The following is a 25,209-nucleotide window of genomic DNA, read 5'->3' on the forward strand; positions in this document are numbered from 1 at the left end:
TCATGTATGAAATCCTTTAATTTTGCGTCATGGCAGCAGCTACGATCCTGGTAATTGATGATGACGTCGATGTCCTCATTATTCTTCGCACTATTTTAAATGAAGCAGGATACCAGGTCAAAACAGGAAAGGATGTCACCGCGGTGTACGAGATCGAAAAAGATCCGCCGGCTTTACTGCTCATTGATAACTGGCTGGAAGGTAAGACCGGCCATGATATTTGCTGGCAATTGAAGAATGACCCGCGTACGCGGAGCATCCCCGTGATCTTGATCTCCGCCACTACAAAACTGGACGAAACGGCCCGCCGCTGCGGGGCCGATGACTACATATGCAAGCCATTCGACCTGGCAGAAGTTCTGCGTAAAGTAAGATCGACCATCGTTTAATCAGCCGGACAGTAAACAAAGTAAAACCTGTATTTGTTAATAATTCGTGGTCCACTGCTAAGTGTATTTCAAAAACTATTAATTATGGGGGCTATTCTAAAAAGGGATAGCCTTTTTTTATGGACGATCCGGAGAAAATGTATCTTAGGGTGATCGCTTGTAATTGTTTACATATTCTAGACTGATCAGGAGTGGTTTTAATAAGTAAGGCTCCTGATGGGCAGGAGCCTTTACTAACCAATTATAAACCTAAATTATGAGAAGACTTTTAATGGTGTAAAAGTAACACTAAGTAGCCTGATCTTAAAATAATTTCCGGTGGTTTTACAAATCAATGACCATTTAATTCTAATGCGCATCTAATAAAGATAATGATCCATACCCCTAACTTTGAACGACTTAACTACGTATAACCTGGCGGAATGAAAAAATACTTCACCTACGGCATTGTTTTCTTATTGTCCGCTTATTGCCTGTCGGTATTTTACCGCGCTTTCCAGGCACGCAACGCCGCTTTCCGGGGCACCATTACCAACGTAGTTTCTTCGTCCCTCGGTTACCAGCCGGTGATCGTGGTCAACCACCAGGACCGTAATTTAGAATATATCAGGTGGTCACCCGAGAACTTTAAACCTGAACCGGGCGATAGTGTCGTAAAGCTAAAAGGATCAGTGATGATGTCCGTCTATAGAAAGCGCATTGCCCGCCTGGCTAAGTTATCCAACTAAATTACCTTCGTTTCATCAGGCCCTTCAATGGTGCCGTTCTTATCCGGTAATTCGTCAGGAACGATCTGCGGATCTTCTTCAGGGATCTCCGCAGGATTCGGATCGGATGGCCGGTTTATTTCCGGTGTTTCCTTTGGAACCGGCACTTCAGGCTGTTCGTTCGGAAAAGTATCGTGTTGCTTGCCCATGGTCTTTGTTTTAATTTAATATTTAAACATTCCTTTCCGTCAAATGTTGTTTTTTTATGGCAAATCAAAAAAACAAAGCCGCCGTCGTGACGGGCGGCTCAGGTGGTATCGGCTATGAGCTGGCACTGATCTGCGCCCAAAATGGCTACGACCTGGTGCTGGCCGCCCGCAGCGAAGACAAACTGGAAGCCATCAAAAAGGACCTCGAAGAACGTTTTTCAATCAAGGTACATGTCTTTGTCAGCGATCTTTCGGAAATGGGACAGCCCGCGGAGCTGCACAAATATTGCCGCGTGCACCATATCCCGGTGGAGCTGCTGATCAACAATGCCGGTTATGGGGATTACCAGCCCGTAGCCAATGCTGATCCCGCAACCCTCAGCAACATGCTCCATCTGAACATTATCGCGCTGACCGAACTGACCGCCTTATTCGTGAAAGATATGCTCAGACAAAAAAGCGGGCATATACTCAACATAGCCTCCACAGCCGCTTACCAACCGGTACCCAGGCTGGCTGCTTATTCCGCCTCAAAAGCTTATGTGGTCAGTTTTACGGAAGCCTTACATGCTGAATTGAAGGGTACCAAAGTGACGGCGACCGTATTGAGCCCTGGGGTAACGGAAACGGGTTTCGTCGACCGCGCCGGGATGAACGCGTCTAAGTTCGCCCAGGGAGCACAGGCCAACGCAGCAGATGTCGCTAAAGCTGGTTACGCGGCCATGCAGAAAGGTAAACTGTACGTGATACCGGGTTTCCTGAACAAATTATTAGCTTTCAGCACACGGATCACGCCCTCGAGGCGTTTGATCCTGGCGGTTTCGGCGATGATCAGTAAATAGAAAATAACATGGCAAAAATATGGGTAACCGGTTCAGCGGACGGGCTCGGTTTATTAGCGGCAAAACAACTGGTAAAAGAAGGGCATGAAGTCATACTGCATGCCCGTAACGAAGAACGCGCAAAGCAAGCTGTGCAGCAAGTACCGGGCGCGATGGGTGCCTTGAGCGCAGATCTATCCGATCCGGAAGAAGTGAAGTCGCTGGCAGAAAAAGCCAACAAATTCACTTTCGACGCGGTGATCCATAATGCCGGGGTCTACCAGGTCAGCGCCCGGGATCTTTTAGCGGTCAACACATTAGCACCCTATATCCTGACCGCTTTAATGCAGCGGCCGCAGCGCTTAATTTATTTGAGTTCGGGCATGCATTTATCCGGTCATGGGAAATGGACAGACCGGCCCTCTTATTCCGATACCAAACTCCATGTGCTGCTCCTGGCAAAAATATTGGCCAAACAATGGCCCGGAATTTATGCCAATGCGGTCGACCCGGGCTGGGTGCCCACTAAAATGGGGGGCAGGGGCGCACCCGACGACCTGCAAAAGGGCTATGAAACACAAGCCTGGCTGGCGACCAGTGATGATCCTGCGGCATTGCTGAGCGGCAAATATTTCCATCACCAAAAGCAGGCGCGCTATAATCCCGCTGCCGATGACGCAACAACGCAGCAAAGCTTTTTAGAAAACTGTGCCAGGTTAACGGGAGTTACGCTTTAAGCCGCATCCTTGTTATAGCGGTTCCGATATTCCAGCGGTGACAAACCGGTGATCCGGCGAAATACTTCGCGAAAAGCTTTCTGATCGGAATATCCCACTTCGAACATCACCTCGTTGACCGATTTACGGCTGGTCTCGAAAGCTTTTTTAGCGACTTCCATTTTCACCCGTTGGGCATATTCGGTCGGGGTATTACCTGTAGCTTTAATAAAGCGGCGGTCAAAATTACGACGGCCGATAGCCAGGCTGGCCGCCAGTTCTTCCGTCGGGATCTTTTCATCCAGGCGGTGCTCAATATAATCCTGCGCTTTTTTTACCAGCTCGTCGCCATGTGTTTTTTGCCCCTGGAAAATGATAAAGTCCGACTGGCTGTGCCGGTCGATCTCGATCTGGAAGATTTTCGCACAATGGATCGCCGTTTCGCGGTCATAATATTTTTCAACCAGGTACAGGATCAGGTTCAAAAAGGAGTAAGCCCCGCCGTTGGTATAAATGCCGTTCTCATCTGTGATCAACAGGTCCGTCTGCAGCTTAACTTTAGGATATAAGGCCCTGAAATCATCCGCCGTTGACCAGTGCGTTGAACAACTCTTGCCATCGAGCAGACCTGAAGCGGCCAGTAAAAAGGCACCCGTACAAATGCATGCTACGGCCGCACCACCACGGTATTGTTTGGCAATCCAGTCCGTCAGTTCGCCGTTGATACTGGTCGAGGCCTGGTAATTATGGTTCAGTGAAGGGATAATCACCAGGTCGGTTCGTTTGATCTCCGATATAAGCTTATGCGGACGCGCCGAAAACAAGCCACCGTGAAAATCGGCACTGGCAGATACCCCCGCCAGTTCGATATGAAATACGGGTTTGCGCAATTCATTGGCGCGGCTGAATATTTTATAAGCCCCGACGATGCTGCTCAGGTTATTTTCGCCGTCAGGCACCAGGATGGTTAAGTGTTTCATGGTTTAAAGTTAAAGGATTCTTTTGTCCAAATCAACCCGTCATATTGTCTAAATAACACCCTATTGAAGTTGACAATGGGCGGTAAATTTGTTCATGACTTCATACGAAACCTTTTACCAATTACACCAGCAGCCCGGCCCGTTTTTACTGGCCAATGCCTGGAACGCTAAAAGCGCGCAGCTGATCGAAGCTGCCGGTTTCCCGGCTATCGCCACATCCAGCGGCGCCATTGCCGATGCGCTGGGTTACCCGGACGGCGAGCAGATCCCGTTTGAAGAGTTGCTGTATATCATCAAACGCATTAAAGCCTCAACACAGTTGCCATTATCCGTGGATGTTGAGCGTGGTTACAGCAGTGACCTGTCGGTGATTGCGGATAACATCAGTCAACTGCTGGATACCGGCGTTGCAGGGATCAACATCGAGGATGCGGAAGGTGAAGCCATTTATTTAAAAAAGCTGGAAGGCATTAAAAATTACCTCAGCAAAACCGGCCGGCAGCTTTTTATCAATGCCCGTACCGACGTATTCCTGCAAAAACTGCCCGCGCCGCTTGAAACCATCATTCGCCGCGCCAAACTTTACCGGGAAGCAGGAGCGGACGGTCTGTTCGTAACCGGTATCGCTGACCCGTCTGTCATTAAAGAGATCGCGGTTAACGTTGCCTTACCGCTTAATATCGTCGGCAATCTTAAGCTGGCCTCGGTAGAGGCTTTGGGCGCGGCAGGCGTAAAACGCATCAGTATGGCCGTTATCCCTTACCGCGCTGCTTACCGCCACCTGGAACAAACACTGGGCGCGGTGATCAATGAACAATCCTTAGCACCTTTATTTTAAAACTATGAAACTATTTATCATCACTTTATTCAGCCTTATGTCTTATCAAGCTATTGCCCAGGAAAAAACACTGACCCCGCAGGAACGAGGGAAAGCGATCCGGTTGTTGGAACAAACCGAAACCGGCGTTTTTGACGCCGTTAAAGGTTTGACGGAAGCACAGTTGAATTATAAAACCGGCTCCGGACAAATGGAGCGTGGCCGAATGTGTTAAACATATCGCCGCCGCGGAGAAAGAACTTTGGGCGATGGCAGAACCGGCCCTGACCCAGGCACCCAACCCTGAAAAAAAAGAAAATCTCATCTTCAAAGATGACGATTCACTGGTCAATGCGGTGGAGGACCGTACCCATAAATCCAAAACTTTCGCAGCGCTGGAACCGGCGAACTCGCCGTACAAAACGGTTCCCGAAGCGCTGGCCGCTTTTAAAGCGAACCGTGAAAAGCTGATCAGCTTTGTGAAAAATACCCGGGCTGACCTGCGCAACCATATTCTGATCCTACCGGTCGGCACCTTCGACAGCTACCAGTTCATCCTGCTGATCGCCGCGCATAGCAACCGGCACACCCGGCAGATCGATGAGGTAAAAATGAACACTAATTTTCCAAAGCTATGACCATGCAAGATTATCAAATTTCATTTACAGTCAGCCAAACCCCTCAGGAAGTATTTGACGCGGTAAAAAAGGTAGCAGACTGGTGGCGCCCGATCGAAGGCAGTTCCGGAAAAGCCGGTGACGAGTTTATTTACCGCCACGGTGATGTCCATTACAGCAGGCACCGCATCACTGAAATGGTGCCCGGCCAAAAACTAGTGTGGCTGACCACCGACAGCCGCTTAAATTTTGTGGCGCAAAAAGAAGAATGGAACGGCAGCAAGCTTATTTTTGACATTGCTGAAAAGGACGGCACAACTACATTGACCTTTACCCAGAAAGGACTGACCCCTGCGCTGGAATGCTATGGCGCTTGCTCGGGCGCCTGGGGTTTTTACGTGGGGGGAAGCCTGCTTGCGCTCATCGAAAGCGGTCAGGGCCGGCCGGACAAATAAACTTCAGCTGCGCCGCGAAGCCAACTGTTTTTGAATTCCTGAATTTCCATGGTGGTACAACGAAAAATAAATAAACATGTTGAAACAACCTTTTCTGTAATATTGTCGTTACATCTATAATGACCACCGTTCAGTTAATCATCGAAACCAATGCCCTGCAATGCGAATTGAAAATTCTTGCCGCTTCTTTTGACGGTTTTACGATCAAGTCATTCACCTCATCGATCTCGATGGATGCTACTGAAAGCTTTATAGCGGTCATGGTAAAACATTCCATCTAATCCCTGTATATATGACGATAAGAATACCTCAAACTGCTTACGAAAAAGTGCTTAAAGCGGTGGTTGAAACCATACCCCGCCATGCGGTTAAGGTAACGTATGTCAGCTATAGTTACATAGTAGAAGCGGAGGAAGCGATCATCCGGCGCCTTTATGATTCGGTCAACGAAAACCTTTGTCACCTGGAACAACTTAAACTTGTATTTGACCAAAAAATAGCTATACCAGATGCCATGTTGCTGGTAAAAACGTGTTCCATTGAAAAGCATAAAAATAATAAAGCCTCCAACGGGAGGCTTTAATTTAATTAATGGTGATGGTGCCTGATCACCACTTTATGGTGGTGGTAATGGTGTACGATCCTGCGGTGGTGCATTTGTGCTTGAGCCGCGCTGAAACTAAAAGTGGCGATGAGCGCGAAGGCTGCGATCTTAAGAGCTTTCATAAATGTCTGTTTTCAGCAGGTTAAATTACCTGCCATTGAAACAACACCTCACAGACCTATTTGTTGCTGCTATTGCTCCGGTCATTTCATAATTTTCCCGTTAAAATAATTCCGCTGTCAAAAAAACCTCACCCAATACGCTAAAACCTGAACGTCCGCGCAGGGCATCATGAAATGAGGAATTTGTTCATCAAAAAACAATGATGAAGGTCGCACCTTTTCCGGGCTCGCTCTCAATATGGATGCTTGCGCCCTGGGATTCCAGCTGGGTCTTGATCAAAAACAAACCGATGCCATGGGCCGTATCATTTTGGTGAAAGGTATGGTACAGGCCAAAAACCTTATCCCCGTAAAGTGAGAGATCGATCCCCATTCCGTTGTCGGCACATTCTAAAACTGTTTTCCCCGCCTTATCTTTATAGGTCCTCAGCTTGATAAAACAATCTTCGCCTTTGATCCGGTATTTAATAGAATTGGAGATCAGGTTTAATAAAACACTCTCCAGGTACAGCTTCGGGAACGCCACCGTTTCCACCTTAAAATTTGTAAAAATGCCCACATTATACTCCCGGATCTCGGTTTCCAGTACCCCGGCAACCTGGTTGTAAACTTCCCGGAAGCTAAGGACTTCCCGCGGTACTTTCCGGTCCCGGACAGACATGACGGCATAGAGGTCATTGAGCGTTGTGTTTAAGCTCGCCGATACGGTACTGAGCATCCCCACCAGCTTCGCATTTTCCTGGTCAAGCGTTCCGCGATCGATCATTTCTGTTAAAGAAGATATGTTCCCGGCGTAGGTACGGATATTATGGGATAAGATCTGCGTAAAGGAGCGCAGCTGGTCATGACTTTCCGTTAATGCCTGCTCCGCCATTTTTCGCTGGCTGATCTCCCTTTCCAGTTCTTCGACCGTACGCAAAGAAAATACCATCGGCAGGATCCTGTACAAAGCGAAAAGCGTAATGGCCGAGATCACCCCGGTCAGCAGGCGGATCAGCGCGCTCAGCCGGTAGGCCGGCCACCAGAAGATCAGGGCGTCCATGAAATGGGTCGTCCCGCAAAATATGATAAATGCAATGAAGAGCCAGATGATCTTTGGAAATGGGATATCGGGTCTTCCTTTGAGCATCCGGATCAGCAGGAAGGGGATTGCAAAGTAAGCCACCCCGATCACCAGGTCCGAGCAGATGTACAGCCAGCCGTGAAAATCGCTCCAGTTCCCGCAATGCCATCTCGGTGGCCAGTCGCTGGTATCTAAGATCCGCGAAAAGAATTCAGAAAGCTGTGCGGTAAACGGCTTGGTTTTTAACGGCACCCCCTTGTTAGCGCATAGCAGGCACTGCTTGGGCGAAAGCACAGTACGATGAAATGTTGCCAGGCTGTCTAACATGAAGGTTTAAATTTAAAATAGGGAGCGGGGACAAACGAAGAGGCCGGGGCAAATACAATTGGTACTCAAACTTAATCATTAGCCGGCATAAACAAAATTTTGTTAACAATTTAATTATCAGGAAGATCATAGACTTAATACGGCCCGGAAAGTAAGAAAGAGATCACGGCCAAAAAGCAAGCTAACTAGCTCAATTTATTACGCGCTTTTTTTAACTCGCGTTCTTTTTTCTGCGCATCTTTTTCGGCGGTCAGACGCTCACGTACCAGTTCATCCAGCGCCACATCGGAGGCCGGCCTTTGCGCAATGGCTTGTTCGAAATCTTCAAAAGACAAGGTTTCGTTTACGAAAGTATTTTTCTTCTTCATAATAAATGCTGACCTGAAAAGTAAAAAGGTGTGCCATCAAACGGCACACCTTTTTTATCTGTGATCTACTAAACTACCGTGTCCCTGCGGAGGAAGCCCAGTACCAGGGAAATGATCGCGATGACCAATAAAATATGAATTAAACCGCCTGCTGCGTAAGCGAAAGTTCCGATGGCCCAGCCTATGATCAGGATGACGGCGATGATGTACAGTAATGATCTCATGATTTTTGTTTTTAGTATTCGTTCGCTATTTACTTAGCAAATCCGGTACCACCTTTGGTTGTGCGGTGTAAGGAGGGCTGGTAAAGCGGGTTTGTAGTAAATACTAAACAGGGAAAGGCCAGTAATTTAGCTTTTGTAAACCATAACCGGCTGTTAAGCTACCGCCGAAAAAAGGAGGTGACCGGGCTTATTCATATTCCAGCTAACAATCATCCCGCTGAATTGTTAATCGAAATGATGAACTATAAGTATATCATTCTCGGAGGGACAGGCCATATCGGTACTGCCCTGGCTAAAGCGCTGGAGGACCGTGGAGAACGGGTACTTGCAGCCGGCCATGATGAAGTCGACGTTTTCGACACCCGTTCTTTAAGCGGGTTTTTCGGGCAGGGTGAGCGTGCCTTTATCCTGAATCCCCCGGCTCCGCCGGATGCTGATACCCTTGAACAGGAAACCAAAAGTATGCAGGCTGTTATCGCTGCCGCAAAAAATTCAAACCTGGAGAAAATCGTCGCGGCTTCTACTTATGGCGCGCAAGCGGGTAACCATATCGGCGACCTGGGCGTCTTGTACGAAATGGAGCAGGGCCTGAAGGCGCAGCAGGTGCCGCTCGCGATCATTCGCAGCGCGTATTACATGAGTAATTTCGATCAGTCCTTAAACGTGGTCAGGGAAACGGGGAACCTGCCTTCGCTTTATCCTGCGGATTTCGAGCTGCCGATGGTCGCGCCGGCAGATATCGGGCTGTTCGCGGCAGAATTAATGGGTAACGGGCAAACGGGTTTGTTTCATATCGAAGGGCCAAAGCGTTACACCATACAGGACGTGGCAAACGCATTCAGTGAAGCTTTAAACAAACCGGTCAATGTTGCGGTGACACGGGAAGCGGACTGGGAAAGATCACTTATTCAAAGCGGTTTTTCAGAAAAGGCGGCGGCATCATTTGTAAATATGACCAGGTTAACCCTGTATGGCCCGTCAGAAGACGTTAACCGACCACATTTGGGCAGTACCAGTTTGCTGAGCTATATCAATAACCTGGTCAATAGCGCTTAGTGAAACTGGAAATACAGTAAGGCAATGGCGGGGGCCGTCATCAAAACAAAAGCGAGTCCGCCGGGGATATTCGACCAGCGGCCATTCGTAAATTTTCCCATTAATTTTTGTTGTTCCCGATATGCATGACCATCAGGATCATCACCGGGGCAGCGCCCAACTAAGGATCGCCGTGTAAATCAGCGATTGGATCGGGCTCACGCCGGCAAAATTCGGCACCGGGTTAAATTGCATTTTTAATAATTGGACTGTTCCGCTTCTTTCTTTGCGAACTTTTCAATTTCCCGGTCCAGTTCGGGCGAGCGGAAGATCCGGTAGGCGAGATATACCAGCCCGGCAATCACAAGGGTTGGGCCTAAACCAAGACGTCGTTTTGTCTTCATGATCTTTATTTCATAAAAAAAGCCGCCCCGGAAAGGGCAGCTTTAATTTGTTAATTCAATTATGCTTTCGCGGTGTCGCGTAATGATTTGATCCGGTCATGTGCCGCATTGATTTCCTGTGCCTGGTTTTGCACGGTAGCAATAGCCTCCGACGGAAGTTCATTACTGCTTAAGGCATCCTGGTAAGCTTTCTTGATCGCGTCTTCGCCACGTTCGGCTTCCGATAAAATACCTGCACGGTCACTGCCGCCAAAGATAGATTTTACGTCGATCCAGGCACGGTGTAAAGTGCCGCCGGCGCTGGTACCGGTTTCAACATCCTCGGCATTACCAACGATAGCTGCCAGTTCCTGGCCGTTCTTGCGGCTTTGTTCCGCATAGCCCTGGAAGATCTCTTTCAAGTCGATGTTCTCGTCCTTGATATCTGCAATAGCTTTTTCAAAACCGGCCACGCGGTCATTGTTAATTTCGATCAGGTCGTTTAAAACGCCTGTAGCATTTTCTGTAGTTGACATATTGTTTTTCTTTTGATAGACCTGATACGGTCCTAATATCATGCCAGGACTGCCGGTTAGTCTTTTTGGTTGTATGAAAAAAATGGAACAATACTTGAAGAAGAAATGGAATATATTTATTGCCGCTTAAGCTTCTAAAAACCGGTTGTTTTTGTTCTGCCAATAAATGTGGTTCAGACTGATATGATGCGCATTGGCAAGCAATACCCGTTTCACCTCCAGTTTTACGTTTTTTTCAGCGTCAGTCAGGTGTCCGGGCAGGGTAGCATGTGCAATGGTATTGCCGGTTTGTGAATTAATGAACTCATAATAATCATTAATGCTAATCACAGGTATCACGGGCGGGGCATCGGAAAATAGAATTTGGTAATGGAGCTGTTCAAGGGCTGCTATCAATTCAGCCTGATAGCCATCCGTAATTTTAAAGACAGTAACGGTTTGCTTATCGTGGTCAACGCTTGCCGAAAAATCATGCCCGAGCTTGCTATTCAATTGATCAATGACGATATATACGAACCTTCTGGTATCATTACTGGTTTTCATCCCCGGTAAGGTACGCTTAATAAACTACTATTTGTGTTTATTCCCCTCTGTATTCGACATCAAAATAATAATCATTGGCAGATTGACCGGTCAGCTCCTCGATCAGGTCCATAAATTCCAACAGTTTCATCATTTTATTTTGAGATTCATCAATCAGAAAACGGATCGCATCCTGATGTAAAATTGCCTGGTTACCATCGGTCAGCTTTTTATTTAATTTATCAATCAGGTCGGGAAGCGGGGTATTTATCATCATGACAAGGTTCGAAACAAATATACAACCAAAAAAGTACAGGTTTTTGAAATTGTAAATTGTTTAATTAGGATAAAGTATTGATAAATAAGAACCTATAGGTTGAATAGCGCTCTTTTTCTATTTAAACAATTCAGGCATGTAGCCTGATAGAACGCTTATTAAAAATAAAGCCCCGGTAAGTTTACCAGGGCATTACACTGCGATAAGATGCAGGTCGGTTTAAATTATTGACAGCGTGTAAGATAAATACTTTTCTTTATAGAATACACAGAACAATATTAATGGTATAATCGTTTAAAAAAAAGTAATTAGTTATTTCAGTATTATTAAATGTTGCAATTGAAAGTTCAGGCTAATCTTCCGGGGTTAGCCTTTATTTTGCAGGATATTCAATTTCCAACCCTGTTTTCAGTATTTCCACGACATTATCTTGCCCGAAGCGTTTTGCGAACTCTATAGCCGAATCGCCGTTTCCATGGCGAAGGTTCAGATCTGCACCCGCGCTGATCAGCTGTCCCGCTATATCCGTATAGCCCTTGACCGCTGCGGCCATAAGGGCAGTGTTGCCGCCGGAATCTGCGGCATTAACACCGGCACCGGAATCGATCAGGAACTTCACTGCCTCGTGCTGGTGATTGTAAGCCGCAGCCATTAACGGCGTTACGCCCTTATGATCACCTTGGTTTACTTCAGCGCCTTTGGCGATCAGTTCCCGCATCCGGTCGACCTCGCCCCGCTGCGCGGCCAGGATCATTGCTTGTTGCTGCACAGGCATCATTTCTTTTTTACATTCAGGTCTTCCCTGGAAATACTTTTCTTACCGGCCTGGTAATCGGAAGTGGACTTTTTACCGGTCGTGTCCGGCGCTTTTTTGACGTTTTTACTGCCTTTGTCTTTACTCATGATTTTATGGGTTAAATGAATTGATTTTAATGCCCCGGGGGCGGTAAGGTTGAGATGCGCTGCCTTGCGGTAAACAGCAAGTATTTATTTGTCAATTAAGACTTCATACCCTTTATAACTATCGGAAGCGGCATTTGTTGCCGAAGATCTCGAATATAATGACCACTCAATTTTTTTGAAATTCAGCGATCAGTTTTTTGATCGCCCTGTATTTTTTTTGACCGGGAAGGATATCGGTATCTACGATCACAAATTCGTCACCCTGCTTTTCGATTACGGCGCCAAATTCTTCGTAAACTTCAATGATGATTTCTTCGTCTGTTAATTTCATTATACCGCTACTTTAAGGTCATCGAGATAGGGCAGGACGAACATGGTGTGCTCGAAGGCGCGAAAATCTGCGATCAGCCTGCTGGTTCTGTTAAAGAATACTTCCACATAAAACTGATCGACGTTGTACAACCTGACATAATGATCTTCCGTAATCCTGTCAGCCAGGAAGGTGCCTGTTAAAACCACTTCGGTTTTTTCCAAATACCCTAAGGCGTTAAAATGGTCCGAGTTCATCATAACAGAACGATTTGCATTTAGCTCATGATCAAAGAAATACAAATACCGTGCCCATTAAATGCTTCACCAAACCACATAAAATGTATATCTTTAAACACTATGAAAAAATTGATTTACCTGTGTTTTGCGGTCATGTTGGTCAGCGTAACGAAAACGACGATCGCGCAGCAGCGTAGTTTTGTGGATGTAGCGGGATTAAACCCCGCTATCAAACCCGGAGATAATTTCTTCTTATACGTAAACGGGAAATGGAATGATACGGCGAGAATTGCAAACGATCAGTCAGGTGTAGGAAGTTATTCGTTTATGAATATCCCGCAAAAAAGATTGTTGCAAAGCATCCTGGACAGCGTTTCAAAATCCAATAACATAGCCGGGAGTATCGAACAAAAAGTAGGTGACTTTTACGCCTCCGGAATGGGCATGGCCGCGATCAACCGCCGGGGCTATCAGCCGGTTAAACCTATCCTCACGCGGATTGCTGCCATTAACAGCCTGCCGGCTTTGCTGAAATTCATTGCTAATGAAATCAAATCGGGGAACAACTCTCTCATTAGCTTTGGCATTTCACCGGACAACAAGAACAGCAGTATAAACATCGCACATGTTTACCAGGCCGGCATCGGTCTGCCCGACAGGGATTATTATTTTAAAAAGGATTCTTCGACGCTCGCCATTCAAACCGCCTACAAAAAATACGTCCGTACTTTATTTCAATTAACCGGCAGCAATGCCGCTGCAGCCGGCAAGAACGCGACTATCGTTTACGGCATTGAAAAGCAGTTGGCCACGGCGCATAAAACGAATGTGGAGCTGCGTGACGTGAACGCGAATTTCCATAAAATGGCGGTTGAGGAGATCGCTAAGTCACAGGCCCGTATCGGATGGATAACCTTGTTGGCAAACATTGGGGCAACAACTGACTCTATCGACATGGCGCAACCAGCCTATTATCAAAAATTGAACGCGCTTTTAAAATCGGTACCACTGAACGACTGGAAGATCTACCTGAGGGCCAGTACGCTTGAAACCTACGCCGGAACGTTGAGCCAGGGGTTTATCAACGCTTCCTTTACATTTGGCCAGGCATTATCGGGAGAGGCCACACAAAAATCGCGTAAGCAGATCATGACGGAAAATGTCGATGCTTACCTTGGCCAGGCTTTAGGACAGCTTTACGTCAAAAGATATTTTAACGAGGCATCCAAAAAACGCGTATTGGCGCTGGTCAACAACCTTCAGAAAGCTTTCGAAAACCGGATCAATAATTTGGACTGGATGAGCGATAGCACGAAAAAGAAGGCGAAGGAAAAACTGTACGCGATCACTAAGAAGCTGGGCTACCCGGACAAGTGGCGGGATTATAACCAGGTACAGATCAGCCGGGCGACCTATTTTGAAAATGTGCTTTCGCTGAACAAAAATGATTACCGGTATCAGCTGGCGCAACTGAACAAACCGGTGGACAGAACCCAATGGGGCACCACGCCGGCTACGGTGACCGCTTATTATAATCCATCCTTTAATGAAGTTGTATTTCCGGCGGGTATCCTGCAATATCCCTATTTTGACTTCGCGGCGGATGACGCGATCAACTATGGCGGCATCGGGATGGTGATCGGCCATGAAATGACACATGCCTTTGACGACCAGGGCGCTCAGTTTGACAAAGATGGCAACGTTAAAAACTGGTGGACTAAGGAAGACTACCAAAGATTCAAGGAGAAGACCGGGCAATTAGCCAGGTTGTACAGCACTTTTACGGTACTGGACACGGTTCACCTCAAAGGCGAACTCACTTTAGGTGAAAATACCGCGGATAATGGCGGCATCGCTATCGCTTATGACGCATTCAAGATGACCGAGGAAGGAAAAAGTACACAGAAGATTGACGGCTTTACACCCGACCAGCGCTTCTTTCTATCGATTGCCAGGATCTGGCGGGTGAAAACAAGGGACGCGTTCCTGCGTACCTACGTGAACACTAACCCGCATTCTCCGGCCATGTGGCGGGTCAACGGCCCGCTGATGAATTTCGCGCCTTTTTACCGCGCCTTCAACGTGCAGCCCGGCGATAAAAATTATAAACCGGAAGATCAGCGGGTGAAGATCTGGTAACATCAGCGCGTTTTGTCACCGGCTGCTATCTCACCCGTTTTTACCTCGCCGGCTTTTTTTTAGTTGGCCAAAATAACGCCTTTAGAAATGGTAATGCTGTCCGTTAGTTCAAGCGTGCGTGGCAGCGCATCATATATTCAATATGTCAAAGAACATCGGCCAAAGGGAACAACCACACTTGCCTGGAACAAATTTGTGGGATAATTCGCACGATAATGGCAAATCAAACGCGTATAAACGTTTATATACGCATCATCAATTTACATGAAGCTAATTCACTATTATTTTTCTTTTTTCACCTGAAATTTCGACGAACCCAGTATGTTCGGTACTGTACGGGTTGTTGTAACAATACCGAACAGTTAATCACTGTATTTTTAGTTTAAATTATTGATTTATAGGTATCTATGATAATGGCATTGCAATTGGCACAGCCAAGTTGTTAAATCCGGTTATCATGATCAAAAATTACTTACGCATCGTCTTCAGAAATCTGGCTAAGCATACAGCCTTTTCTTTTATCAATATCGTTGGCCTGGCAGTAGGCATGGCCGCCTGCCTGCTGATACTGCAATATGTAAGTTTTGAATTAAGCTATGATAACTTTCAAGCCAAAGGCGACAGGCTATACCGTATCAACCAGGACAGGTATACTGGCGGTAAGCTAAGTACCAGTTGGGCTGCTGGAGCCTCAGCAGCGGGTCCCGCTTTTAAAGCGGCTTTCCCTAACGAGATCGAAGACTACGTAAAACTAATATCGACCGGTAAATTATTGGTTACGTATCAGGGCAAATCTATAGTAATCCCAAACAATTTTTTAGTTGGTGCAAATTTCTTTAAAATGTTCAGCTATCCATTGTTGCAAGGTGATGTTAACACCGTGTTGAATGAACCCCGGTCGGTAGTGTTATCTGTTAGTATGGCGAAAAAGTTATTTGGTGACGTAAATGCAATGGGAAAAAACGTTACCCTATTTAACCGGCCATTAAAAGTAACCGGTATAATGCAGGACATGCCAAAGAATTCGCATTTGAACCTGGAGATCATGGAGTCATATGCTACGTTAAAAGAAATTTTTGGTGTGCCGCCAACAGAGGATGTAGAAACAAGATGGTTTAACGACGGTTTCATAGCATATGTGCTGCTTAAGCCCGGTGTTAACCCGAGGGAATTGGAGAAAAAGTTTGTTCCTATTGCTGATAAAGGTATGGCCGAATGGCCTAACGAAAGGGCAAAATTTACTTTACAGCCGGTTAAGGATATTCATCTTTACTCCAACCGTAAATTAGAAGTAGCCGCAAATGGCGATGGCAAATCTGTATATTTATTATTAGCGATAGCCATTTTTGTGATAGTTATAGCCTGGATCAACTACATTAACCTGGCTACTGCCCGCGGTATGGCCCGAGCTAAAGAGGTTGGTGTACGTAAAACGCTCGGTTCGGCCAAAACTCAATTGATAGGGCAATTTTTGTTTGAAGCAATTTTACTTAACGGCCTGGCTATGTTACTGGCTGTTGTTATTATTGCTATTTGCCTGCCGGGCTTTGCTGCCATAAGTGGTATGGCTATTGGTTTTTCATTATTTGCGCAACCTGCTTTTTGGTTATGGGTTTTTGGTGTATGGGCTGTGGGCTCCCTTTTTTCAGGGTTTTACCCGGCTATAGTACTTTCTAATTACAAGCCTGTCGAAGTATTGAAAGGCAAATTGGCCAACACCTCGGGTGGCGTAGTGCTGCGTCAAAGCCTGGTAGTGGTGCAGTTTGCGGCATCCATATTTTTATTGATCGGGGCGTTGACGGTTTATAAGCAAATTACTTTTATGCAAGATCAAAAGCTTGGCGTAAACATTGATCAGACGGTTGTGATACGTTCTCCGCTAATAAAGCTAGATTCATTACGCCGGGACACCAGGATATTTAAAGAAGCCACCTTGGCATTAAATAATGTTAAAGGTGTGACCGTATCCAGCGACGTGCCGGGTAGCGAGGTGTTTAATAACGTAGGTGCGTTACATATGGCAGGCCAAACCAAACAAAACGATGTGCAGTGCAGGCTAATCAGTATGGATTATGATTTTCTTAAAAATTACGGTATAAAGATCATCGCCGGCCGTGATTATTCGCCTCAGTTTCCGGGCGATGAAGAAACTTTCATTGTAAACCGCTCGGCTACCAAATTATTCGGATTTAAAAAGCCGGAGGATATGATAGGGAAACAAATAGTAACAGGAAATGGCCCCCATACCGTTGTCGGTGTTACTGAAGATTATCACCAGCAATCGCTGCGTGATAACTACGATGCTGTAATATTTGATTTCAGCTCATGGGCATACGGCAATGTATCGGTAAAAATAGGAAGCGGTAATGTTTCGCAAACCATCGCTTCGCTAAAAGCCAACTGGGCCAAATATTTCCCCGGCGATCCGTTTGAATATGAGTTCCTGGACAGCCACTTTAACGAGCAATACAAAGCCGACCAACGCTTTGCTCATGTCTTCGGTATATTTACGCTGATAGCCATTTTTGTGGCATGCCTCGGTTTGTTTGGGCTGGTATCATACACCATTGTACAGCGGACCAAAGAGATCGGAATCCGCAAGGTGTTAGGTGCATCGGTTAACAGTATATTACAACTGCTGTACAAAGATTTTGCTATGCTGATACTGATAGCTTTTGTTTTGGCCGCGCCGATAGCCTGGTATGCTATCCACCAATGGTTAAACCATTACGCATTCCGTATGAGTATTAACCCGTTTTTGTTCTTGCTGCCGTTTGTGGCGGTAGTAGGCATAGCCTTTGCTACAGTATCATGGCTTAGCATAAAGGCCGCGCTGACCAACCCGGTTAAAAGTTTAAAAACCGAATAACCTGGGAAAGATTCTCCGAGCAGTTTCGGACCGGCGAACGCCTTTCAAACTACTCATTTTGAAACTAAAAGTAGAATTCAGGCAATGGTATAATTTTAAGAAATAGATTTGAACAGGAGATTTTATCAGTCTTTTTTACGTCATTCACAAAAATTGTTCGGGAGGCGGTCTTAATACCTGATAACCATGAAAAAACTTCAAATAACATTATTCCTTATTTTCCTGACTTCTGTCACATTTGCCCAGACGATGGCAGGGGACTGGTATGGCGTCCTGAATGCCGGGGGTAACAAAATTCATCTGGTTTTTCATATCCTGCAATCCGGGGTTGCTTATTCAGCCACCATGGACAGTCCCGACCAGGGGGCCAAAGGCCTTGCTTGTGACAGCGCAAAGATCAATGGTAATCAACTGCTGATCATAGCGGCGCGTTACAATATTAAATATTCGGGCCTTTATAACGCTGACGGTAGTATTATAACCGGCACATTTACCCAGAATGGCGGAAGCCTACCGCTTGATCTGTCGCGGGTTAAAGGTCAGGACGCAGTGGCCGCACCAGCCAAACGCCCGCAGGATCCTGTTGATTTTCCTTACAAACAGGAACAGGTTACCTTCAAAAATTCAAAATCCGGAAACACCCTTGCCGGAACGATCACCCTGCCTTCAGATGGAAAAGTGTCTAAGATCGTTATCCTAGTAACCGGATCGGGTCCGCAGAACAGGGATGAAGAGATGAAACAGTTCAACCACCGTCCGTTCCTGGTATGGAGCGACTGGCTTACCCGTCATGGCATAGCCGTACTCCGGTATGATGACAGAGGAGTAGCCCAGTCAACCGGTGACTACAGCAATGCGACAACCGGTGATCTTTCCGATGATGCTGAAGCAGCGGTAGACTACCTTTTATCCCGCACGGATACAAAAAGACTCGCTATCGGCATAATGGGGCACAGCGAAGGCGGGATGATTGCGCCCATGGTGGCAAGCCGGAATAAGAATGTCAGATTTGTGATCATGCTGGCTGGTCCCGGCGTTCCGGTAATTCAGCTGATGCTGAAACAAACAGATGACCAGCTTCGCCTGTCGGGGGCTTCTGAGCAGGCACGGAAAAGTTCTTCCGCCATTAATAAAAAGATCTTTACGTTGGTTGCTGACAATCCCGGACTATCAAAAGAAGCACTCAAAATCAAAATAGACAGCCTGATGTACCGGGAACTGAGGGCGATGCCGAAAGCAGACCTTGGTGACACCAATATTGACCATATGGTTAAAGCCAGTGATGTCCAGGTAACTTCGGCGTGGTACAGGTATTTTATCTCAGCAAATCCGGCGGACTACCTGGTAAAAGTTAAGTGCCCCCTGCTGGCACTCGACGGCTCAAAAGATATGCAGGTTAACGCCGAAATGAATTTGCAGGGGATAAGGGAGAGCATGCTAAAAGCAGGCAACAAACATGCTGAGGTTATTGAACTGGAGGGTTTGAATCACCTGTTTCAAAAAGCGGAAACAGGCTCACTGGCTGAATATTCGCAAATTACAGAAACAATCGATCCCGTTGCCCTTGAAAAAGTAGCAGATTGGATAAATGAATTATAAAACCCTCAGGTGAACTGATCCGGTCAACAGCTATTTGTACTTTTCCTGTAACGGCAAGATCTGCTTTAAAGAGGGTTACGCGGTCACGAATCTATATACTTACCTCACTAGCGATCCGTCTTTTTCCAGCTGAGTTGGCTGCAGGTTCAGGATCATCTGAGTTACGGTCTGCGATTCTTTTAGAGGCTCACTGTACTGGAAATTCCGAGGCCATGTACGACCCCAATCCGCATGGTCAAGCCTTTCGGAATTTCTGCCATTTCGGCGCAAGATATAGTATTAAACGATACTAAAGGTGTGCTTTTAGAATAGTTTAAGCCTAATTAATTGTTTGCTCGATTTACTGGCTTATGTTTAAGCGAAATCTCCAACAAGGGGATACTTCGAAACTAATACCATCCACAAACCCACCACATCCACAGGTTGGATCAACTGTGGTGGATCAACTATGGGCAATGCCATGCTGGCTTTTTAGTAGCATTTGGGCGTATGTATAACTGACAGTTGTAACCTCATTTGAAACATAAAGTGGTTATGAAGGTTCTCCAAGCAACATACACGTAATGAAAACATATGAACAATAACGAAACATCACCGCGTCGTGACTTCATGAAGAAGTCCCTGACTGGCACTATTGCACTCAGCGCAGGTCTTACACTAGGCAGCACATTGCTTGGAACGCTTACGGCAAATGCCGGGAGCACAGATTACGTTGCACCCGATTCACCTATTGCAGCCAACGAAAAGGAATTTAGAATGGGAGTTATAGGACCGGCAGAACTATCATTAGCTACCAGTCAAATAGCCGTAAACAAAGCAACTGATAAGTTCGTGAAGCAATTTGCAAACTTTGAATTAACAGAAGCGATAGCTGTAACTGGTGTTTTAAAAGATCTGAACACGCCTGTGCCAGCCATGACTGCTAAAGCCAAAGCAACTCTTGCCACTATCAAAAACACACCGGCAGGACCTGAGTTTGACAAAGCTTTCATCAAAGCACAGCTGGAGAACCACGAGTTCTTACGGGATTTAGCGCAAAACTATATCAGTAAAGGTAAATTACCTGGTGCAGCCGAGAATCAAGGCCGCCATCTAGCCACGCTTTCATTAGCAGTATTTAAAGAACACGTTGCCATTACAAGCGGGATACTCACCGAATTGAAATAATAACTTAACTGTCCTGCTTTAGCTTCTATGGTTTGAGCAGGATGGTTATTTTAATGTTATAAAGCACGTACCTTCTAACTGTTAAGCATAAGTTATACCACTGGTAGTTGAATTGCTTAACTTCGTATTTCACTTTATTAATTTATTTCAAAGGCAAGGTAAACCAAAACGAAGATCCCTTACCCAATTCGCTTTCAACGCCGATATCACCGCCGTGACGTTTGACGATCCCGGCGCTGATATACAGGCCGAGCCCAAGTCCGGAAGTTTGTACATCGTCCGTTTGCCCTTTGTAAAAGCGGTCAAACAGAAATGGCAGGCGTTCAGCCGGGATGCCTTCGCCCCGATCACTTACCGTAACTTTTGCTACTTGGGCGGTGGATGAGATATGAATATTTATCGTTTTCGAGCCGGCGGCATACTTGACGGCATTATTGACCATGTTTAAAACAACCTGGTCCATCCGTTCAAAATCGGCGAAGACTTCCAGGTCTTCATCTCCATGCAAAACGATCTTGTATTTTCCTTCCAGGCGTGTGCCGCTGCAACACGCACTGATTAATTTTCCCAAAGCAAACTTAGTTTTACGAAGTTCCAGGCTGCCTTCCAGCAATTGGTCTGAAACCAGTAATTCTTCGATCAGGTTAGCTACTTTTCCGATACTCTTGTTGGCTTGCGTAATCAAAGCGGAAACTTTAGTGGTATGCTGTGCGTCATCTACCTTATTCAAAAGCTGTAAGGAAGCTTTTAAACTGGTCACCGGCGTCTTTAACTCGTGACTTGCCGCACTGATAAAATCGTTCTTTTGCTGTTGCAGGTTTTTAAACTGCCCGGCTTCAGACTTTAACTTGATCTCGTTTAATTTGCGGTCAGAAATATCATTCTGAATACCAACATAGTGCGTCGTCACGCCCCACTCATTTTTTATCGGGGAAATATAGATCTCGTTCCAGAATTCCGAACCGTCTTTCCTGTAGTTTAGTAATTCAACTACACAATGACTATTATTTAGTAAAGCCTCCTGAATTTCAAACCTGCCTTCCTGTAATCGTTGATCGCCCTGTAAGAACCGGCAGTTTTTGCCTAACACATCGCCACGGTCGTACCCGGTTAGCTGTTCAAATGCCTTATTGCAATAGATGATCGGGTCGTTTGGCTGCTGGTGATCGATGATGATGATCCCGTTAAACGCTGCGTCGAAGGCTGCATGGATCAATTGTCCCTGGCCGGTAAATTGATTGGTTAAGTTGTCACGGGTAGTCATAGCCATAGCAATGCACGAATAATGCCATGAATGAAACACGCAGCCCCGCAAACAAAAGACAGGACATTTGCAATAGGGCAGGATGTGCTTCGCATCTGCCGACATCATTGTCATCATAGAGACGAACTGGGTGACAAAAATAGAAATGCTCTCATGTCCCAACAGTAAAATGGGACTAAAAATAATCCGGCAAATTATACGTGTAAAAACGTTAATAACGCTTATTCGATCATTTGTATATTTGCTGGATGGCAAAGCTTTTTATTGTTGGTTTACCAAAAGACATGGAGGAGATAGCCTTGATTGAGATGTTTAGCCTCCACGGTACGGTTGATACGGTCACCATCGTGAGAGACAGTATGAGCAGGGACAGTAAAGGTTATGGTTTTGTCACCTTGCTTGATAATGCCGGCGCCGATCGGGCCATCGCAGCGTTGAACGGCGCTAAAATAGCTAACCGAACGCTTAGTGTCAGGTATGCCGAAACTCATTCCGCTGTCCAAAAAATTTCGCCCGACCGGTTAAAACCTAAACGTCCGCGCAGGGCATAGGGAAATAATCAGATTTTGTAAAAAAATACATTTTGATTTTCTGTAACTTGCTTACAGTAAATTATTTATATTTATTTTCTTTCAAATATTAAATATTATTTTAATATTTTTATAAAAAATAACAGATATGAAAAGGGTCCTGCTTCTCGTGTTCTGTCTGTCAGCGTTCCTGTTTTCCTGTAAGAAAAGTGGAATAGCGCCCGCCAATACTATTGTCGCAACGGTCGATGGCGTGACCAAAACATATGTTGTTGAGCCAATCATTACTTTTGCCCCTGTAAATCAATTAATTTTTGATGGATATGTCAATCACGACCAGAAAGCAGACTGGATTAGTATTTGGCTAGATGCCAGCGCCCCGATTACTACAAAAAGTTATGATTTAGGTTCAAGTTATATCGATGCCGGCTATTCCCCCGCGAATCCTTCAGACTCAGGCAGAGTCTATTACAATACCGACGACAAATATTTATACGACTACAACTTTACGGTAACCATTAAATCGATAAAGGGGAATAATATACAAGGCACATTTAGCGGACAGTTACTGGGGCTTTTTAGAAAAAGCGTCATTTCTGTTGACGGAAGATTTAATATTAATGTTGAACGTAGAAATGTTAATTGATTGCGTGTTATGAAAAATTCATTCACCTGGGCACTAATGTTGTTATCTCTTTTTTTGCTTTCCTGTAAAAAAGACCCGAAGAGTTCGTCAACTAAAGCTTCAGCAACCGTTGGCGGTTCAGCAAAAAATTTTCGGGGTATCCTGGTTACCTCAGAGGTGATTCGATTATTTCATTGTCTACCAGCGTTATGAATAGTCAAGAAGGTTTATCCATCGATCTTCATACTAAATCACCGATCACTACAGGAAGTTATAAAAATGGCGGGGCTAACGGCTTCTTTACCATCAGTTATTTTCCGCCGGACTATACGCTTCAATCGTTTAAAGATTACGATTCAGATGAAACGGGAACTCTTCCTTCCGAAATCATTATAACTTCCTTTAGCCATACACATGTTGAAGGGACTTTTACTGCGGTCTTATTTAATTCCGATAGCAATAAAACGCTCCAGGTAATTGATGGAAAATTCAGTGCTGATTTAATTCAGATCCCATAAGCAAGATTATGATGACAGCTATCGTAAATTCAATCAAAGGATGTTACAGCCGGATAGTGGTATTGGTGTTTTGTACAATTTGCCTGGTCTGCTGCAAAAAAGAAAAAGTTTTAAAAGATACCCAGGAGATCAGAAACGAGATCACGGCTAAAAAGAAAGCGGTTTAGATCAAAACTTATTGCGTGCTCTTTTTAAATCGCGTTCTTTTTTCTGCGCTTCTTTTTTGGCGGTCAGGCGTTCACGTACCAGTTCATCCAGCGCCACGTCGGAGGTGTGTCTTTGCGCAATGGCTTGTTCGAAATCTTCAAAGGATAAGGTTTCGTTTACATAGTTATTTCTCTTTTTCATGATAAATGCTGACCTGATAAATAAAAAGGCGTGCCGGTTGACGGCACACCTTATTACTTTGTCCGTGTTTTGACTAAACTACCGTATCCCTGCGGAGAAAGCCCAGTACCAGTGAAATGATAGCGATGACCAATAAGATATGAATTAAACCGCCCGCTGCGTAAGCGAATGTTCCGATGGCCCAGCCTATGATCAGGATGATGGCGATGATGTAAAGTAATGATCTCATGATTTTTGTTTTTAGTGTTCGTTTTGCTATTATATATCAAATTGAGTACCACCCTGAGTTGTAAGCGAAATTCATCCTTTTATTATATTAACTGTAGCAAATACCATTCAATCATTTCGCAGCGTCAATTCAAAACTGTATGCTGTTACGCTACGTAAATACCATTAATGGAGGGGAGCTTATTAAAAATGGATAAAGTACTGCGAAATATACGTGGACGCAGGTGCTTAAATCCTACACAATATGATATGGCGGGCCGGTTGTCCATGAGCCAGCATGGCTACAGTAAGATCGAGAACGGCTTGTCACAATTAAGCCTCGAGCGTTTTATGCAGATCGCCGTCAGCCTGGAGATATCGGTAGATGACCTGATCGCCTAAAATGAGCAAATATAAATTAGCGCCCCGCAAGGGTATTGTTATAACAGTTTTAAATGATGATCATGGAAAAATTTGCGATCCTGGCCGTTTAGAGGCCAAAACCGGAAAAGAACAGGAAGTAGCCGAATTTATTAAAAGCGCGCTGCCGCTGGCGGAACAGGAAGCCGGAACCGAGAAATGGTATGCGCTGCAAATCGGTCCGTCGACATTTGGTATTTTTGATACCTTTGAAAATGAAGACGGCAGGAAGACGCACCTCGGCGGAGAGATTGCCAAAGCGCTGATGGCAAAGGCACCGGAACTGCTTGCTGCCGACCCTGTTTTGGAAATGGTTGATCTGCTGGCAGTAAAATAATTGCAGCCTCCGCTTTCCGCAGTTAACTATTCAGAATCGTAAATCATAAAGTGCCTTCTGCCAAAACAATTTCTGCGCCTATGCGGCCGTCGTGCTGTTTCCGGTATCTTTATGACAGCAGGAGGCATAACTATTTTTTGCTCTTGGGGATTTCTTCGGGGTGATGTTCAAAATGTTTACGCGCCTGTTTTAAACCTGTAGCAATTGCTTCGCCTTCATTATGGGTCGTTTTCAATACCTCGTTCGCGATCTCCACCGCTTTGTCCCGTAGATATTTGGGTTGGTTCTTATAAGATGGCGGGTAATCACCGTGATACCAGGGCATAACTTCTCCTTTTTGAAAATAACGCTTTGGCATGGATTTGGTTTGATTGCTATATGGAAGCAAAAGAACAGGAAGAGATTTACAAGGAATTTTATCAGGCGGTGAATATGACCGCAACAACATTGGAAAAATGGTTAAAGACCGAGGAGTCTAAATCAGTGGGCTGGGACAGCGGTGACGGCGAATCGATCGGGCATAAATCCGGCGAACATATCATTAAAATCCTTAACAAGAAGA

The 25,209-nt window shown here is 45.5% G+C and carries 40 protein-coding genes; 22 read left to right on the plus strand and 18 right to left on the minus strand.

All coding sequences use genetic code 11. From position 1 onward, the window contains the following. Nucleotides 1–29 precede the first annotated feature (29 nt). Complete coding sequence (locus FO440_RS15130) at nt 30–389, plus strand: response regulator (RefSeq protein ID WP_144249097.1); 360 nt, start codon at nt 30–32, stop codon at nt 387–389. A gap of 422 nt (nt 390–811) precedes the next feature. Next, the gene (locus FO440_RS15135; RefSeq protein ID WP_144249098.1) at nt 812–1,117 is read left to right on the plus strand and encodes a hypothetical protein; all 306 of its coding nucleotides are present in this window, start codon (nt 812–814) and stop codon (nt 1,115–1,117) included. On the opposite strand, the gene FO440_RS15140 is transcribed toward FO440_RS15135, so the two are convergent. Beyond that, nucleotides 1,114–1,305: a hypothetical protein gene (locus FO440_RS15140; RefSeq protein WP_144249099.1), complete on the minus strand. Its 192-nt coding sequence runs from the start codon at nt 1,303–1,305 to the stop codon at nt 1,114–1,116. The genes FO440_RS15135 and FO440_RS15140 overlap by 4 nt on opposite strands. Before the next feature lie 56 nt (nt 1,306–1,361). On the opposite strand from FO440_RS15140, the gene FO440_RS15145 reads away from it, so the two are divergent. Next, complete coding sequence (locus FO440_RS15145) at nt 1,362–2,147, plus strand: SDR family NAD(P)-dependent oxidoreductase (RefSeq protein ID WP_144249100.1); 786 nt, start codon at nt 1,362–1,364, stop codon at nt 2,145–2,147. An 8-nt stretch (nt 2,148–2,155) separates the two neighbouring features. Continuing rightward, a complete protein-coding gene (locus FO440_RS15150; RefSeq protein ID WP_144249101.1) occupies nt 2,156–2,863 on the plus strand; it encodes an SDR family NAD(P)-dependent oxidoreductase in 708 nt (235 codons plus the stop codon). Here FO440_RS15150 and FO440_RS15155 read toward each other — a convergent pair. Further along, nucleotides 2,860–3,822, minus strand: coding sequence for a GlxA family transcriptional regulator (locus tag FO440_RS15155; RefSeq protein ID WP_144249102.1), 963 nt, complete (start codon nt 3,820–3,822; stop codon nt 2,860–2,862). The genes FO440_RS15150 and FO440_RS15155 overlap by 4 nt on opposite strands. Nucleotides 3,823–3,916: 94 nt before the next feature. On the opposite strand from FO440_RS15155, the gene FO440_RS15160 reads away from it, so the two are divergent. From FO440_RS15160 to FO440_RS15180, 6 genes are all read left to right on the plus strand, one after another. Then, nucleotides 3,917–4,660 carry an isocitrate lyase/PEP mutase family protein gene (locus FO440_RS15160; RefSeq protein WP_144249103.1) on the plus strand — a complete coding sequence of 248 codons (744 nt, stop codon included), beginning with the start codon at nt 3,917–3,919 and terminating at the stop codon, nt 4,658–4,660. A 4-nt stretch (nt 4,661–4,664) separates the two neighbouring features. Continuing rightward, nucleotides 4,665–4,874, plus strand: coding sequence for a hypothetical protein (locus FO440_RS15165; protein ID WP_144249104.1), 210 nt, complete (start codon nt 4,665–4,667; stop codon nt 4,872–4,874). Then, entirely contained in the window at nt 4,858–5,277 is a 420-nt protein-coding gene (locus tag FO440_RS15170; RefSeq protein ID WP_186292689.1) for a DinB family protein, read from the plus strand. Before FO440_RS15165 ends, FO440_RS15170 begins: the two co-directional genes overlap by 17 nt. Nucleotides 5,278–5,279: 2 nt before the next feature. Beyond that, nucleotides 5,280–5,711, plus strand: coding sequence for an SRPBCC family protein (locus FO440_RS15175; protein WP_144249106.1), 432 nt, complete (start codon nt 5,280–5,282; stop codon nt 5,709–5,711). A 119-nt stretch (nt 5,712–5,830) separates the two neighbouring features. After that, complete coding sequence (locus FO440_RS24495) at nt 5,831–5,992, plus strand: hypothetical protein (protein ID WP_186292690.1); 162 nt, start codon at nt 5,831–5,833, stop codon at nt 5,990–5,992. An 11-nt stretch (nt 5,993–6,003) separates the two neighbouring features. Continuing rightward, nucleotides 6,004–6,294 carry a hypothetical protein gene (locus tag FO440_RS15180; RefSeq protein WP_144249107.1) on the plus strand — a complete coding sequence of 97 codons (291 nt, stop codon included), beginning with the start codon at nt 6,004–6,006 and terminating at the stop codon, nt 6,292–6,294. Between the two features lie 5 nt (nt 6,295–6,299). Here the strand turns inward: FO440_RS15180 and FO440_RS24500 are convergent, their stop codons facing one another. The 4 genes from FO440_RS24500 to FO440_RS15195 form a co-directional block, all read right to left on the minus strand. Continuing rightward, nucleotides 6,300–6,437 (minus strand): hypothetical protein, encoded by a 138-nt coding sequence (locus FO440_RS24500; RefSeq protein ID WP_186292691.1) that lies wholly within the window; start codon nt 6,435–6,437, stop codon nt 6,300–6,302. Between the two features lie 190 nt (nt 6,438–6,627). Continuing rightward, on the minus strand, nt 6,628–7,827 hold the full coding sequence (locus FO440_RS15185) for a sensor histidine kinase (protein WP_144249108.1): 1,200 nt from the start codon (nt 7,825–7,827) through the stop codon (nt 6,628–6,630). A 185-nt stretch (nt 7,828–8,012) separates the two neighbouring features. Then, nucleotides 8,013–8,195, minus strand: a complete 183-nt coding sequence (locus FO440_RS15190; RefSeq protein ID WP_144249109.1) for a hypothetical protein — start codon at nt 8,193–8,195, stop codon at nt 8,013–8,015. Between the two features lie 68 nt (nt 8,196–8,263). After that, a complete protein-coding gene (locus tag FO440_RS15195; protein WP_144249110.1) occupies nt 8,264–8,419 on the minus strand; it encodes a lmo0937 family membrane protein in 156 nt (51 codons plus the stop codon). 234 nt (nt 8,420–8,653) lie between these two features. On the opposite strand from FO440_RS15195, the gene FO440_RS15200 reads away from it, so the two are divergent. Further along, complete coding sequence (locus FO440_RS15200; protein ID WP_222103985.1) at nt 8,654–9,475, plus strand: sugar nucleotide-binding protein; 822 nt, start codon at nt 8,654–8,656, stop codon at nt 9,473–9,475. Nucleotides 9,476–9,711: 236 nt separating this feature from the next. Here FO440_RS15200 and FO440_RS24505 read toward each other — a convergent pair whose 3' ends face one another. The 8 genes from FO440_RS24505 to FO440_RS15225 form a co-directional block, all read right to left on the minus strand. After that, nucleotides 9,712–9,858 (minus strand): hypothetical protein, encoded by a 147-nt coding sequence (locus FO440_RS24505; RefSeq protein ID WP_186292692.1) that lies wholly within the window; start codon nt 9,856–9,858, stop codon nt 9,712–9,714. A 59-nt stretch (nt 9,859–9,917) separates the two neighbouring features. After that, a complete protein-coding gene (locus tag FO440_RS15205) occupies nt 9,918–10,373 on the minus strand; it encodes a ferritin-like domain-containing protein (RefSeq protein ID WP_144249111.1) in 456 nt (151 codons plus the stop codon). A 126-nt stretch (nt 10,374–10,499) separates the two neighbouring features. Next, on the minus strand, nt 10,500–10,916 hold the full coding sequence (locus FO440_RS15210) for a hypothetical protein (RefSeq protein ID WP_144249112.1): 417 nt from the start codon (nt 10,914–10,916) through the stop codon (nt 10,500–10,502). A 37-nt stretch (nt 10,917–10,953) separates the two neighbouring features. Beyond that, nucleotides 10,954–11,172 (minus strand): hypothetical protein, encoded by a 219-nt coding sequence (locus FO440_RS15215; protein ID WP_144249113.1) that lies wholly within the window; start codon nt 11,170–11,172, stop codon nt 10,954–10,956. Between the two features lie 373 nt (nt 11,173–11,545). Further along, nucleotides 11,546–11,950 (minus strand): ankyrin repeat domain-containing protein, encoded by a 405-nt coding sequence (locus tag FO440_RS15220; protein ID WP_144249114.1) that lies wholly within the window; start codon nt 11,948–11,950, stop codon nt 11,546–11,548. After that, nucleotides 11,947–12,075 carry a hypothetical protein gene (locus FO440_RS24995; protein WP_262711492.1) on the minus strand — a complete coding sequence of 43 codons (129 nt, stop codon included), beginning with the start codon at nt 12,073–12,075 and terminating at the stop codon, nt 11,947–11,949. Before FO440_RS24995 ends, FO440_RS15220 begins: the two co-directional genes overlap by 4 nt. 166 nt (nt 12,076–12,241) lie before the next feature. Then, nucleotides 12,242–12,406 carry a hypothetical protein gene (locus FO440_RS24510; RefSeq protein WP_186292693.1) on the minus strand — a complete coding sequence of 55 codons (165 nt, stop codon included), beginning with the start codon at nt 12,404–12,406 and terminating at the stop codon, nt 12,242–12,244. Further along, a complete protein-coding gene (locus FO440_RS15225; protein ID WP_144249115.1) occupies nt 12,406–12,645 on the minus strand; it encodes a hypothetical protein in 240 nt (79 codons plus the stop codon). Before FO440_RS15225 ends, FO440_RS24510 begins: the two co-directional genes overlap by 1 nt. A gap of 99 nt (nt 12,646–12,744) precedes the next feature. Here FO440_RS15225 and FO440_RS15230 point away from each other — a divergent pair, with 99 nt between their 5' ends. From FO440_RS15230 to FO440_RS15245, 4 genes are all read left to right on the plus strand, one after another. After that, nucleotides 12,745–14,763 carry a M13 family metallopeptidase gene (locus FO440_RS15230; protein ID WP_144249116.1) on the plus strand — a complete coding sequence of 673 codons (2,019 nt, stop codon included), beginning with the start codon at nt 12,745–12,747 and terminating at the stop codon, nt 14,761–14,763. 457 nt (nt 14,764–15,220) lie between these two features. Further along, entirely contained in the window at nt 15,221–17,632 is a 2,412-nt protein-coding gene (locus tag FO440_RS15235) for an ABC transporter permease (protein ID WP_144249117.1), read from the plus strand. A 186-nt stretch (nt 17,633–17,818) separates the two neighbouring features. Beyond that, nucleotides 17,819–19,231, plus strand: coding sequence for an alpha/beta hydrolase family protein (locus FO440_RS15240; protein WP_144249118.1), 1,413 nt, complete (start codon nt 17,819–17,821; stop codon nt 19,229–19,231). A 573-nt stretch (nt 19,232–19,804) separates the two neighbouring features. Next, a complete protein-coding gene (locus tag FO440_RS15245; RefSeq protein ID WP_144249119.1) occupies nt 19,805–20,398 on the plus strand; it encodes a DUF4142 domain-containing protein in 594 nt (197 codons plus the stop codon). 142 nt (nt 20,399–20,540) lie between these two features. Here FO440_RS15245 and FO440_RS15250 read toward each other — a convergent pair whose 3' ends face one another. Beyond that, complete coding sequence (locus FO440_RS15250) at nt 20,541–21,668, minus strand: sensor histidine kinase (protein WP_222103986.1); 1,128 nt, start codon at nt 21,666–21,668, stop codon at nt 20,541–20,543. A 242-nt stretch (nt 21,669–21,910) separates the two neighbouring features. On the opposite strand from FO440_RS15250, the gene FO440_RS15255 reads away from it, so the two are divergent. From FO440_RS15255 to FO440_RS24515, 4 genes are all read left to right on the plus strand, one after another. Further along, complete coding sequence (locus FO440_RS15255) at nt 21,911–22,213, plus strand: RNA recognition motif domain-containing protein (protein WP_144249121.1); 303 nt, start codon at nt 21,911–21,913, stop codon at nt 22,211–22,213. A 127-nt stretch (nt 22,214–22,340) separates the two neighbouring features. Beyond that, nucleotides 22,341–22,838, plus strand: a complete 498-nt coding sequence (locus tag FO440_RS15260; RefSeq protein WP_144249122.1) for a hypothetical protein — start codon at nt 22,341–22,343, stop codon at nt 22,836–22,838. 188 nt (nt 22,839–23,026) lie between these two features. After that, a complete protein-coding gene (locus FO440_RS15265; RefSeq protein WP_144249123.1) occupies nt 23,027–23,335 on the plus strand; it encodes a hypothetical protein in 309 nt (102 codons plus the stop codon). An 8-nt stretch (nt 23,336–23,343) separates the two neighbouring features. Continuing rightward, on the plus strand, nt 23,344–23,502 hold the full coding sequence (locus tag FO440_RS24515; protein ID WP_186292695.1) for a hypothetical protein: 159 nt from the start codon (nt 23,344–23,346) through the stop codon (nt 23,500–23,502). A 1-nt stretch (nt 23,503) separates the two neighbouring features. On the opposite strand, the gene FO440_RS15270 is transcribed toward FO440_RS24515, so the two are convergent. Together FO440_RS15270 and FO440_RS15275 are read right to left on the minus strand one after the other, a co-directional pair. Then, nucleotides 23,504–23,683 carry a hypothetical protein gene (locus FO440_RS15270; protein WP_144249124.1) on the minus strand — a complete coding sequence of 60 codons (180 nt, stop codon included), beginning with the start codon at nt 23,681–23,683 and terminating at the stop codon, nt 23,504–23,506. 73 nt (nt 23,684–23,756) lie between these two features. Further along, nucleotides 23,757–23,912, minus strand: a complete 156-nt coding sequence (locus FO440_RS15275; protein ID WP_144249125.1) for a lmo0937 family membrane protein — start codon at nt 23,910–23,912, stop codon at nt 23,757–23,759. Nucleotides 23,913–24,100: 188 nt separating this feature from the next. Here FO440_RS15275 and FO440_RS15280 point away from each other — a divergent pair, with 188 nt between their 5' ends. Together FO440_RS15280 and FO440_RS15285 are read left to right on the plus strand one after the other, a co-directional pair. Continuing rightward, nucleotides 24,101–24,292: a helix-turn-helix domain-containing protein gene (locus tag FO440_RS15280; RefSeq protein WP_186292696.1), complete on the plus strand. Its 192-nt coding sequence runs from the start codon at nt 24,101–24,103 to the stop codon at nt 24,290–24,292. Nucleotide 24,293: 1 nt separating this feature from the next. Continuing rightward, complete coding sequence (locus FO440_RS15285) at nt 24,294–24,647, plus strand: putative quinol monooxygenase (RefSeq protein ID WP_246104232.1); 354 nt, start codon at nt 24,294–24,296, stop codon at nt 24,645–24,647. A 130-nt stretch (nt 24,648–24,777) separates the two neighbouring features. On the opposite strand, the gene FO440_RS15290 is transcribed toward FO440_RS15285, so the two are convergent. Beyond that, complete coding sequence (locus FO440_RS15290) at nt 24,778–25,005, minus strand: DUF2188 domain-containing protein (protein WP_246104233.1); 228 nt, start codon at nt 25,003–25,005, stop codon at nt 24,778–24,780. A gap of 20 nt (nt 25,006–25,025) precedes the next feature. Between FO440_RS15290 and FO440_RS15295 the strand changes: the two genes are divergently transcribed. Next, nucleotides 25,026–25,209: DUF3140 domain-containing protein (locus FO440_RS15295; RefSeq protein WP_144249127.1), on the plus strand; the 184-nt coding region annotated here is incomplete at its 3' end.

Origin of the sequence: Mucilaginibacter corticis (genome assembly GCF_007558865.1) — a bacterium.
Lineage (GTDB): Bacteria > Bacteroidota > Bacteroidia > Sphingobacteriales > Sphingobacteriaceae > Mucilaginibacter > Mucilaginibacter corticis.